The organism is Pseudomonas sp. AN-B15 (assembly GCF_019056475.1).
Classification (GTDB): Bacteria; Pseudomonadota; Gammaproteobacteria; order Pseudomonadales; family Pseudomonadaceae; genus Aquipseudomonas; species Aquipseudomonas parakoreensis.
This window is the reverse complement of the sequence record NZ_CP049737.1, coordinates 5,187,401-5,199,470: the sequence shown is the minus strand read 5'-3', so window position 1 is coordinate 5,199,470 and position 12,070 is coordinate 5,187,401. Positions and strand designations below refer to the sequence as shown.

The window sequence follows — 12,070 nt, the reverse complement described above, 5'->3', positions numbered from 1 at the left end:
AGAATACCGATGCTGGAACGAGGGGCGGAGCCTCCCGTAGTAGCGATGAAGCCTCTGTAATGGAGGTGGAGCGAAGGGGCGGCGTTATCCGGCCGACGAGCGTTGCCAACCTCCGGGGATGAGTGGCGTGAGCTCGGCGAAACCTTATGACATAGCGAAACGCACGGTATGGGACGCCTACCAGCAGGTCAGGGCCAACCGCGGTGCTGCCGGCATCGACGATGAAACCATCGCCGATTTCGAGCGGGATCTGTCTAAGAATCTCTACAAGCTGTGGAATCGGATGTCGTCGGGGTCGTACTTCCCGCCTCCGGTCAAGCAAGTAGAAATTCCCAAGGCATCGGGAGGCACGCGCAAGCTGGGAGTGCCCACGGTTGGTGATCGTGTCGCGCAAACCGTGGTCAAGCTTCTCATCGAGCCGGAGCTGGACTCGATCTTCCACTCGGACTCCTATGGGTACCGGCCGGGACGATCAGCGAAGCAGGCGGTGGCGATCACGCGTGAGCGCTGCTGGCGATACGACTGGGTGGTGGAGTTTGATATCAAGGCAGCCTTCGATCAGATCAATCATGGGTTGCTGATGAAGGCGGTGCGCCTGCACATCAAGGAGGACTGGATACTTCTGTACATCGAGCGGTGGCTGGTTGCGCCGTTCGAAACGGATCACGGTATGCGCGTCCGACGCGAACGCGGCACCCCGCAAGGTGGAGTGATCAGTCCCCTCCTGATGAATCTGTTCATGCACTATGCCTTCGACACCTGGATGCAACGTACCAGCCCCAACTGCCCGTTTGCCCGCTACGCCGATGATGCGGTGGTGCACTGCCGCAGTCGAAAGCAAGCGGAGTACGTGATGCGCTCCATTGCTTCACGGCTGGCTGCCTGTGGCTTGACGATGCACCCCGAGAAATCGAAGGTCGTGTACTGCAAGGACAGTAACCGTCGCGCAGGTTATCCGCATGTGAGCTTTACCTTCCTCGGCTTCACCTTTAGGCCGAGGAAGGCGCTCAGCAAACAAGACCAGCTCTTCACGAGCTTCCTTCCGGGAGCGAGTGCGGATGCCTTAAAGCGGATGCGGCAAGCGGTGCGCAGGTGGCGACTCAATCGCCAAACCCACGTGACGCTGGTCGACGTGGCTCGGCTCTACAATCCAGTGATACAGGGGTGGTGGCAATACTATGGCTCGTTCTATCGGACAGCCATGCTTGGCATCTTCCAGCACATTGACCGCGCGCTTGAACGCTGGGCCCGACGAAAATACAAGGCCCTTCATAGGCGCAAGCGGCGCATTAGCCAATGGCTGGACAAGATGCGGGCCGTGGTACCCCGGCTGTTTCATCACTGGCGAGTGACCGGGCAGCAAGGTTGGATAACGGGAGCCGTATGACGCGAGAGTGTCACGTACGGTTCTGCGAGCGGCTGCGGGGGCAGTTCCCGCGGCCGACTCACCATTTTGGCATGAAGGCCCACATCGGCGCCGATGACGAATCGGGTCTGGTGCACAGCGTAGTGGGCACGGCGGCCAATGTGGCGGATGTCACCCAGGTGGACAAATTGCTGCATGGCGACGAAAACGTGGTCTGCGCCGATGCAGGCTACACCGGTGTCGAAAAGCGGCCCGAGCATGAAGGACGTGAAGTTATCTGGCAGGTGGCGGCACGCCGCAGCACCTACAAAAAACTCGATAAGCGCAGCGTGCTGTACAAAGCCAAGCGCAAGATTGAAAAGGCCAAGGCTCAGGTGCGCGCCAAGGTCGAGCATCCGTTCCGGGTAATCAAGCGCCAGTTCGGTTACACCAAGGTGCGCTTTCGCGGCTTGGCCAAAAACACGGCGCAACTGGTGACACTGTTCGCTCTGTCGAACCTGTGGATGGCGCGCCGACATTTACTGACGAATGCAGGAGAGGTGCGCCTGTAATGCGGGAAATGGCCACCGGAGTGGGGTCCGGGTGGCGAAAACGTAAGAAATACTCGTCGAATTGATTGTTTTTTGATCATTTGGCGAGTTTAAAAGTTGCGCTAGGTGGTATGCCGGGGAAATACATGGCTACTTCAGACCATCCTGAGAGATCTAGTCGAACCTGGCTGATTGCTCAGCGGGGCTGTGAGAGGAGGCGGTTCCGTGACCGCACAGTGAGTGTTGACCTTGCTGTCCCTCTCTTGGCGCTGATGGAAAATTGGGGTTCATATGTCCCTCGCGCAAGCAATTTTGAATCGAGTCAAGCACATGCCAAAGGGGAGACCCTTTGTCGGCGCGGTGTTCGCGCAGCTTGGTTCCCGTGCGTCGATTAATAAAGCGCTTTCTAGACTGGTGCAATCAGGCACGCTGGAGCGAGTGGCTCGCGGTGTCTACATGCGCCCTAAAATGAGCAAGTACACCGGTAGGGTGGTGCGCCCGAGTCCGCTGGCTGTCATGGAGGTCATCACGAAGGCGAACGGCGAGACGATCCAGATACACGGCGCGGAGGCTGTTCGGAAGTTGGGCCTCAGCACACAGATGCAGGTGTTGCCGACCTTTTACACCAGCGGATCTACTCGCGAGATCAAGGTTGGCAATGCGGTGGTTCGCCTCCGTCACGTATCCAAGGACCGCTTGCAGCACGCCGGCACGACGGTAGGTGTGGCGCTTACTGCTCTCTACTACATCGGGAAAGAAGGGCTGTCCGCTAATGTGGTTGCCAAGATTGTTAGTGCGCTGAGCGGCGAAGAGCTGATGAAGCTAAGGGCCTGCAAGATGCCGAGATGGATGCGATCGTCATTGAGCCTTGTGTGAGCGTACGTGGATGCGTCTTGCGTACTGGATCACTTGGCCTCGATGGTGGTGATGTGTGTGGCGATTCAATCAGCCCCCCCCAGCATTTCACAAGAAAGGAGCCATTCGCTCTGATATGCGTGATCATCTCTGTCAGTCCTCCTTGTGCACTGTAAAATTAGTATGAGCTTTCTCCCTATCGACGTTGCTCTGCCTGCCCTTCGCTCAGCATTGGCAGAGCGAAATGAAGCTGTTCTTGAAGCTCCTCCAGGAGCGGGTAAGACAACCCGAGTTCCCCTCGCGCTATTGAATGAGACATGGCTTGGAACCCAAACCATCTTGATGCTCGAGCCGAGGCGTCTTGCTGCTCGAGCTGCGGCTGAGCGTCTAGCTAGCGAATTGGGTGAGAGAGTAGGTGAAACCATCGGGTACCGGATTCGCTTGGAAAGCAAAGTCGGTCCGAAAACCCGAGTTGAAGTCGTCACCGAGGGCATCCTGTCCCGTCGTTTACAAGAGGACCCCGCCCTCGACGGCGTTGGGATTGTCATCTTCGATGAATACCATCTTCGTACGCTTGACGCAGATTTAGCCTTGGCACTTTGTCTAAACGGCCGTGAGCTTCTTAGGGACGAAAGCCAACCACTTAAGATCCTTCTGATGTCTGCAACGCTTGAGGGGGATCGCCTTTCTAAGCTCCTGAACGACGCTCCAATAGTGAAGAGCGACGGCCGTATGTTTCCGGTCACCACGTATTGGGGGAGACCTCATCAATTCGGTGAGTTCGTTGAGCAACGCGTGATTCAGATCTGCCTGCAGGCCCTATCTGAACAAAGCGGGAGCATCCTTGTGTTCCTTCCCGGTCAGGCTGAAATAAGCCGGGTTAACGAGCAGTTGAAAACTCAACTGAAGGACCAAGATAACATTATGCTTTGTCCGCTCCATGGCGAACTTGACCTGTCGTCCCAGCGAGCTGCTATCGAACCCGCGCCACAAGGCAAACGCAAACTAGTGCTTGCCACCAACATAGCCGAAACGAGCTTAACCATCGACGGCGTTCGCGTCGTAGTGGACGCTGGACTGGCACGCGTGCCGCGTTTTGACCCTGTCAGTGGTATGACTCGCCTGGATACGCAACGTGTTTCTCGAGCGGCAGCTACGCAACGTGCTGGCCGCGCAGGACGCCTAGAACCAGGTGTTTGCTATCGACTCTGGTCGGAATCGCAACATGACCAGCTTGCAGCATACGACGCTGCCGAAATTTTGCAGGCAGATCTATCTGGACTCGCGCTGCAGCTAGCGCGATGGGGTGTGCAGCCTGACGATTTGGCTTGGTTAGACTCGCCTCCTGTAGCAGCTTATGCGCAAGCTCGTGATCTACTAACCCGGCTAGGAGCATTAGATGAGCGTGGTGTTATTACTGCCCATGGTCAAGCGATGGCTGAGTTACCTGCACATCCACGAATCGCGCATCTGTTACTCCGTGGCCAGGCATTCGGACTCGGTAACCTCGCCTGTGACATCGCGGCGCTGCTTGGAGAAAAAGATATCCTCCGCGGTACCGGCGCTGACCTTCATGATCGTATTAGCGTATTAGGTAATGAAGCGTCCTCACGCGCCAGTCGAGGGGCTGTTCAACGAGCACGTAAGCTAGCGAGGCAGTTCAGGGGATATCTACGCGGTCCGGTATCTGAGCCTGTGGCAGACCCTGATCATCCAAGGTGGCAAGGGGGGCTCTTGGCCTTCGCTTATCCCGATCGAGTTGCTCGACAGCGACGCGATGGTGGAGCTGAATACCGACTAGCAAATGGCCGTGCCGCTCAGTTTGGCGAGCCTGACGCACTGATGAAAGAACCTTGGCTAGTCATTGCAGATCTTGGGAGCAGACAAGGTCAGAGAGAGGAGCGCATCTACATTGCCGCAGCACTTGATCCCCAGCTATTCGACACTCTGCTTGCCGAGCAGGTAAGCCAGCGTGATGAACTCGAGTGGGACGAACGCGAGGGTGTATTGAAAGCCGAGCGTCAGAAGCGAGTGGGTGAGCTGGTACTGAGTCGAGCGGCCATTCCCGGGCTTGATGAAGAGGCTCGTTCTCGGGCATTGGTCGGCCTCGTACGTCGCAAGGGCATGGAGCTGCTACCGTGGACACCGGAACTTCGTCAGTGGCAGGCACGAGTGTCTCTTCTTCGTTGTCTGGATCTCGAGCAAAAGGGCGAGAGTGAGTGGCCTGATCTGTCAGATGCCGCGCTCCTGAGCTCACTTGAAGTGTGGCTGGGGCCGTACCTGGGTAAAGTCAGCCGACTTAGTCATTTCGCCAACTTGGATCTCCCAAGCATCCTTATTGGCTTACTGCCTTGGCCGTTACCTGCACGCCTCGATGAACTAGCCCCCAAAGCGCTGCAGGTGCCATCTGGCTCGCGCGTTGCCATTGATTACTCAGAACATCCTCCCGTGCTTGCCGTTAGGCTACAGGAGCTGTTTGGCATGGCTGACACTCCACGTATAGCAGGAGGCCGTCAGGGAGTACTACTGCATCTACTGTCTCCAGCTCGCAGACCCGTACAGGTTACTCAAGATCTCGCCAGCTTTTGGGCCAATACCTACATTCAGGTGAAGAAAGATCTAAAGGGTCGGTACCCCAAGCACTGGTGGCCTGATAACCCTATGGAGGCAGAACCGACCGCTAGGATTAAACCTAGAAAGCAATGATTCATCCGCCGCTCTTGAGGTGAGTGCGTAAATCGATTTGCCGCTGGGCTCGCCTATCCGCGAAGCGGCTAGGCTTTGATGGCTGGATCAGCTTAAGAAAAACCTAAAGATCTAGACAAGGTGCGGCCGAGTTTACGCGGCGCGTGCCTTGGCAATTTCAAAGTCTTCATTACGCAACTTCTTGAGCTTTTCAAGCTCTATTGCGTACTCGGCAACAGGCATTCCTGCCTTTAAGTCGTTCAGAAGTTTTTCTTGGCTTTGGTCAAAGACCTCAATCGCCTTAATCATGTAAACCGAGGAAACCGTGGTGTGGTAGTTCGATACCTTCTCGAAGGCTAGGTGAATGTAGCGCTCTACAGAATCAGGACTCTGGTGGCCAGTCCACTGCATCACCTCTGCGACGAATTTTTTGCTGTCGAGTAATGCGCGCCTGAAGTCATCTACGTTTTCAAGTTCGTGCCTGCGAATGAGCAGAACAAACAAATTGGTGATAAAGGCATGACGGAACATATGTGCGCAAATAGGCTCTTTGATCCCAGCATGACTCTTCAGCACCGAAATCTCATTTGTAATCGAGTCAGCGTTAAGCCTGGAGCCATTTTGGTCGGATACAAAGAGGAAGCCGTGATCATTGGACTTTCTGAATTTGTTGATTAGCTTCTTTCGAGGAAAGTCTATGTATTTCTTCAGCTCGTTCAGCAGCATCTTCGTAATGGGTATCGTACGCTCCACACCCACTCCTCGTTTAAGAGTCTCAAGACGCAACATCGGAAACTCCATCGCTAGCGCCGCCTGGACATCGCTGACTAAGATGTTTGCGACTTCACTACGCCGAGCACCTGTATGTTCCAGTAGAGAAATCATGACGTGACGGCGCATCTGTAGGTGTCTTGTTTTGCCGAGGCTGTTAATGGCCTCCCTTAAACGATCAATGTTCTGCGCTGTAATCGGATCACGCGTGCGTGGACGTCCACCGGAAAGTGAAAGCGAGTGATGGTGGACAAAGTCCCTTTTAATGATTTTTCCTGAGCGGGTTCTGATCGTAACTGTCTTGTGAGTCGTGCGAATGCTACCAGTAGGTGAAACAAAGGTATTGTCGCCGTAGAAATAGCCAACGTGACTCAAAAAATCCAAGCAGACCCGGCCAACATTCAATACCGTAGTTTCAGATTTCCTCTTATGTTTGGAACCAGGCCTAAGCGATTCTGTTCGAATTGAGCTGATGAAGTTGCTAAATCCATTGTCATTTAGTTCAATGAAATCAATATTATGGTGGAAACAATAGCGAATAAGCTGGCTGATTTTCGCTGCATAATCCCCCATGGTGCCGCCTTTGCTGCCTTTTCTGGATAGACCGGATTGACCGCCTCTTCCGGGTCTGTCTCGCAAGGCCAGCATATAAAGGTTTGCAAGCAAACAAGGTCGTCCATCAGGCCATACAATAAATGGCATGTTGGATCCATCTTTCGTAACAAGAGAGCCCAGGGCGTGATGATCAAAGAGCTTTAGCTCGCCGACGGGTCTGAAGAGTTGCTTTATAGATTGCATACTCATTGACGGTACTTGTCTAATTGGGTCACTGTTCGATCGCTCTCAATTGGCGGAAAATGATCGAAAGGCGGCGGATTCATAGAAACAATCATCGTCAGCGTCGTTAACGCTTCTTGCACACGCTTTTTGCGAAGATTTTCGTTAGGCGTATCCCGGACGTTCTTCAACTCAGCTATAGCATGTGATAAACCCTGTAGTAAGATGAGGTTGATTTTTTGATGTTGCTCAAGATCACGTTCCATCTCGTCAATACGCTTTTTTAAACCGCTTTTCGTACGCTTGTTACTATTTTGACCTCGCCTATTGAAGGTGTCGATGCTATCTTTGGCTGATGTGCGAAGATGATTTATATCCTCAAATCCGCGCTCAAATAGTTGGTTGGCGTATGTCTTAAGCGTATTTAAACTTACAGCCTTCGTCTGCTTGATGCCTTCATTGTCCTCGAATTCGACTTCAAATGCTGCGATCCCCGCCTGGCTTTTAAGCGCCGAGATCAGCTCTACATTTTCAGCGAATAGATGAGGCGCTCTAGTAACCAGCCTGAGAAAGTCGCGCAGAGCGATTACAGCATTTCTGCTATTTAACACTCGTGAGTCAGTCTTCATTGTTAACTCAAATTTTTAATTTTTACAATAACGCGCATGTGCTTCCCGAGGTTGTCGACGAAAAACTCTGGCTCAATGCAAACCTCGCCCACTTGGATCAGCTCCAAAATATGGTCTTCAAGCTCTTCAGTGTCGACTAGCGCAAAGTCGTCGGTACCATAGCGCGCCCGAAGTAGGTCAGCGAGCTCGACGTAGCTATTAATCTCGCCCTTATGAAGACTCTCGGCTATAAACTGAGCCTTAGCCCCACGCAGAATCGTTCCGTCCAATGTCTCGGTTATATAGTTCCAGAGATGCTCAATATCAGTATGACCAAGCATCCACTGCAAGGTCTCTAAGCCGCCGAAGCTAGCAGAGTGAAAGAACAACATCGCAAAGAATCGACGTAACTGATGCTGGCGAATATAGTAGCGTTCTCCCTTGCGGTTAACTGGTGTTTGGATGTAGTCGCAAAGAAAATCAAGGTTGCGGTTGTATAAGTACGAGCTTGACTGCCCGTCCGCTAAGTCACCTCTAGTTGCAGGCGTTGCAAATAAATGATTCATACTTTCGTGGTAACCAATACGAACAAGAATTTTCTGCATTCGAATTAGGTTTTTAATCATTTGAACGGCGATAGGTTCAATTGGGCGTGCTTCTAGCTGCCTGAGCCCATAAAGCTGGTAGGTGCTTTTTCGGTTGTAGAAGTTCAGCCATTCTTCAGTGGAATCTAAACAAGTTGTGCTGTGTAGGTCGAGGAGCTCTCCGACCCGGCGCGCAGTAATAGCACCTACTACTAATTGTACTGCTCCAATATAAACGCCGATGAGTTCAAGAAGAGCCTCGCGAGCGCGGAGTTTCGCAAAGTAAATAGCCTTTTCCTCTTTTTTATTTCGCCTGTTTTGCGAGTCTTTTGCGCTATGTGAAAGTTGCCATTGTTTTACTCCTAATGATGTGAGCTCCGGACCTACTGCGTGTTGAAACTCTTTATTAGATAATTGTCCGATTCGGCTGTTGTGGGCTTTGCAATATATTATTAGTTTGCAAAATCCATTCACAATTATCTTGCCGTACTTGAGGTGAAACTCTACCGAGTCTTTGAATGCGCTAAATACCACTGTGGATGGAAGTGTCCTAAATCTGCCTAGGCTCGATAGATTAACTCTAAAATTACTGAACTCTATTAAATGGCTAACTGCCGGCGCAGGAATTCCAAGTTCATGCAGTTTTCCCATGCCATAAATCGCGGATTTATATCCAGTAGCGGCTGACGGCGTTATGGTTTCTCGCTCACCCGTGGTTACCCGGAAAGGTGGATGTTCACGTCTAAATCCGGAAGCATGTTTGTAATATGACAAGATCTTTATGATGGGTTTGCAGTCCGATTTTCCTTTAAGTGTCCTTTTATATATGTGCTCTGAGAGCATCAAAGAGTTTGGTGAATGCCAGCTTTCAGTTCCTTTCCTATAGTAGCCTCTAAGGTAAAGAGCGGCGCGGAATTTTGGGATTAAATCAAACTCCACATCCAGTTCGTTTTCGTCCTCTTGGTCGGGGGTGATTAATCGCATTTCGGGTATGGCTGCTAGCGTTTGGTTGATCAGGTTCTTATTTGTGCTCTTCAGAAGATCCAAGCAGTAGGAGGAAACCCGTTTGCGCCATCCATATACTGACTCGGAAGAGTCTGAGTGCTGGGTAAGCGTAGTTAATATTGATTTGAGGTTATTCGTAGAGAGACCAGCCAATCCATATTTAGCCAGCTCAAAGTCAGCTGAATGAAGAAGTAAGTAGTCTACTACGTGAACGGCTCTTGCAAACTTGACTTGTTGGGTTCTAATTGAGTTGGACTCGGCGCCGCCGCCAGCTATTTTCTCTGTGGATGAAGTAAGCATATATTTTAGACCGCTAAGCAGGTCATTATTCTTCCAGTCGGTAAGTAGGGTCCCGTCTTCAAGTTCGATATTCCAGTCGAGTACCTTATCGGTCTTGTGGTTAAAGTCGTAGAGCCATATCTTGTCGTGAAAGTTACTTTTGAGCCAGTCTGCTCTTTGTAGCTTTTTCGTGGGGTCTACAAAGAAAGCATCCAAGAAATTAAGTTCGCTGGGAAGTTTCATAAATTAACTCCTTCATCTTTTCAGGATTGCAGTGCGTCAGGGCATCTGAGAGATGTTGCTTAAGTAGGTAGTCATTACCTCTATTTATTTCCGCGACTACTTTTCTTGAAAGATCGGCCCAATAAGTGGCGCGGCCACATACTTTTTCGGGAGTCAAGGCTATATCTACTGCTTTTTCTAAAGAGACAAGGGCTGTCATTATTCCTGGGTCAATTGAAATTAATACTTGTTTAACCCTTTGGTCAGTGCTTATTTCATTTTCAGCTGTCGTGTGTTCTGGATTGCTAAGGTGGTGCGGAATAAGTTTCAGCGCATGGTTGGCGAGGAAACTATGTAGTTCTTCAATGTTGGAAAAATTAGCTGCTTCCAATAGATATGGGCTGTCTTTCATAGCTTCGCAGATAAATCCCTTTTGAAAGATACGAATCCATCTTGTCTGGAAAAAAGCCAATATAGCTTCTGGAAGATATCTTCTCATAAGCAGTGTGTCATATCTCGCGTGACCAAGAGCTTTCGCCATCTCAGCTACACTTTTTGTTTTGAGGTATACCAGAACTCCTGAAGATGCTCTTAAGGTCGACATGGATACTCTGGTTAGGAAGTCCTCCAATTCCCCGTGGCGGCGGGTTGTGTGTGGATGAAATTGGTCCTTTAGCATATCTAAGTACTTCGGATGACCCTTGAAGTTTGATTTATTCCATGCCGGAAATTCAGCGCTGCTCGGAGTAGAAAAACCATGTCCGCATGTGATAAATAATTCTCTCCAAGTGTCGTCATTTTTTCCTTTTAAGAAGTCTCTTAGCGGTCTAGTGATCTGTATTATTTTCTCTATGAGTTCAGTGGTGCTAGGGCTTAGTTTGATTTTTTGTTCGCTAAGTTTGCTGCCTCTTCGATCTTTGTAGCCTATTAACCAATTTCCTTCTGTTTCTGTTTTTTTGAATCCGATCATATCTCCGTTTTTGTCGTGTAGTATCAATTTTTTAAGGAAGCCATGGGTGATTTCTGGGTGCTCAATTACCAGTAGGCATTGAAATGGAAATAATTTTCCATGTGTGGGCAGGCCGAGAAGTTCAGCTAGGTGTCCTTTGGAGATTTTTGCACTATATCTAGTATTGATATAGTAGGAGTCATTACTAAAGCCATCGCGCTCGAATGTTGCGCATAAATTACTAAGATTCAGTTTTTCAGCCGTTACACCCCAGGCTCTGGATGTAATAGGGGTTCCAATTTTTGATAGATCTCGTCTGCGCTGAGTTGAGCTATATATTTTTTCGCACTGGTCGTACGCCCAATTTTTTACTGTGCGCAAATCAGTTTCTATATCGTGGAATAAGATTTCAATCGCCTCAGTGTCAGTTAGGTGTAGCGGCACAGATGTAATGAGTTTTTCGTGAACCTCAATACCTTCTTTGTTTAGGCTAACTCTTGAGGGTGTTCCCGATACTTTTCTCTCAGTTGGCTTGGGTAAGCTGTCATCAAATGGCAGTGCCCAGACGTTGCTTTGCAGGAACGCCTCCTCTAGATTAGATATCATCCTTCCCCAGGTCTTGATCTGAGAGTTAAGATTAAGTTTTTGATCGTAAGCGCTCATGAAAAAGTCTTTCATGAAGCTCAAGAAAAATCTTTTTATCATTATTGGGTTTTTAAAGGTTTCTGGTGGCCAAGTTGTAGCGTTTTCGCTAAGAAATTTGGCTAATTTGTTTATGTCGCTAACCCCCGGTCTTGCTTGTTTCTCGTAAAAGAGACGAAGATTTTCATAGAACTCTTCAGTGAAGGCTTGGCCGTGCGAGTGCCAAATGCAGGGGAGCGCTAGAAAGTGTGGTATTCCTTTGTTCGTGATAATTTCCCAGCCATTCCAGTAGCGAGCATGAGGGGAGTCGAGTATCGAAGAATTTTTATTATTGGCAGCAGCATCGGTATCTGTTATCCAAGCCTTGTAACTTATCGTTGCTATCCAAGGTGATTTGATTGCCATTTTTTCAATGGCCCTCAGCAAAGTTCGTGCGTATCGACGTCTTGTCTGTAGTCTAGTGCTGACGAGATCCTCACCTGCCAGGGCGATAAGAAAGCCTTGTACGGTATTTGCAAATGTCTTGCTTGCGAGGCTGCTCAGAAAAACGGGGCTGTTTGTTAGATGGCAGTAACACTCGAACACCTTCAAGGCAGTATCAAGGGAGGCAACGTCCCCTTTTCCGCATCGCTGAAACAACACGACGACGTCAGGTGAAAGCATTTGAAAGGGGTAATTGATCAGAGCAAGGGTGTTTTTGATGATTGTCAAAATTTTATCACCTTGGTTTCTCTCTAGAATGCCTCAGCCATGCGGGCTGGTAGGCGTTGATAAATTTATGCATATAGTAAAGTCTT

At 50.1% G+C, this 12,070-nt stretch carries 7 protein-coding genes and 1 pseudogene; 4 read left to right on the top strand and 4 right to left on the bottom strand.

Annotated elements, in window-relative coordinates; translation table 11 throughout:
- Positions 1 to 118: 118 nt before the first annotated feature.
- From ltrA to hrpB, 4 genes and pseudogenes are all read left to right on the top strand, one after another.
- Positions 119 to 1,387 (top strand): group II intron reverse transcriptase/maturase, encoded by a 1,269-nt coding sequence (gene ltrA, locus GTQ41_RS23505; RefSeq protein ID WP_059393006.1) that lies wholly within the window; start codon positions 119 to 121, stop codon positions 1,385 to 1,387.
- Between the two features lie 59 nt (positions 1,388 to 1,446).
- Positions 1,447 to 1,917: pseudogene (locus tag GTQ41_RS23500) on the top strand (IS5-like element IS1384 family transposase); the annotation flags it as partial.
- A gap of 270 nt (positions 1,918 to 2,187) precedes the next feature.
- A complete protein-coding gene (locus GTQ41_RS23495; protein ID WP_059392661.1) occupies positions 2,188 to 2,772 on the top strand; it encodes a DUF6088 family protein in 585 nt (194 codons plus the stop codon).
- 162 nt (positions 2,773 to 2,934) lie between these two features.
- Positions 2,935 to 5,457 (top strand): ATP-dependent helicase HrpB, encoded by a 2,523-nt coding sequence (hrpB, locus tag GTQ41_RS23490; RefSeq protein WP_059392660.1) that lies wholly within the window; start codon positions 2,935 to 2,937, stop codon positions 5,455 to 5,457.
- A gap of 132 nt (positions 5,458 to 5,589) precedes the next feature.
- On the opposite strand, the gene GTQ41_RS28700 is transcribed toward hrpB, so the two are convergent.
- Genes GTQ41_RS28700 through GTQ41_RS23470 form a run of 4 tightly spaced genes read right to left on the bottom strand, consistent with a single transcriptional unit; the run spans position 5,590 to position 11,984 of the window.
- Positions 5,590 to 7,011 carry a site-specific integrase gene (locus tag GTQ41_RS28700; RefSeq protein ID WP_232858670.1) on the bottom strand — a complete coding sequence of 474 codons (1,422 nt, stop codon included), beginning with the start codon at positions 7,009 to 7,011 and terminating at the stop codon, positions 5,590 to 5,592.
- A complete protein-coding gene (locus tag GTQ41_RS23480) occupies positions 7,008 to 7,613 on the bottom strand; it encodes a hypothetical protein (protein WP_059392659.1) in 606 nt (201 codons plus the stop codon). Before GTQ41_RS23480 ends, GTQ41_RS28700 begins: the two co-directional genes overlap by 4 nt.
- Positions 7,614 to 7,615: 2 nt before the next feature.
- A complete protein-coding gene (locus GTQ41_RS23475; protein ID WP_152665055.1) occupies positions 7,616 to 9,703 on the bottom strand; it encodes an integrase in 2,088 nt (695 codons plus the stop codon).
- Entirely contained in the window at positions 9,681 to 11,984 is a 2,304-nt protein-coding gene (locus GTQ41_RS23470; protein ID WP_152665054.1) for a hypothetical protein, read from the bottom strand. The genes GTQ41_RS23475 and GTQ41_RS23470 overlap by 23 nt, the downstream gene beginning before the upstream one ends.
- Positions 11,985 to 12,070: the final 86 nt, after the last annotated feature.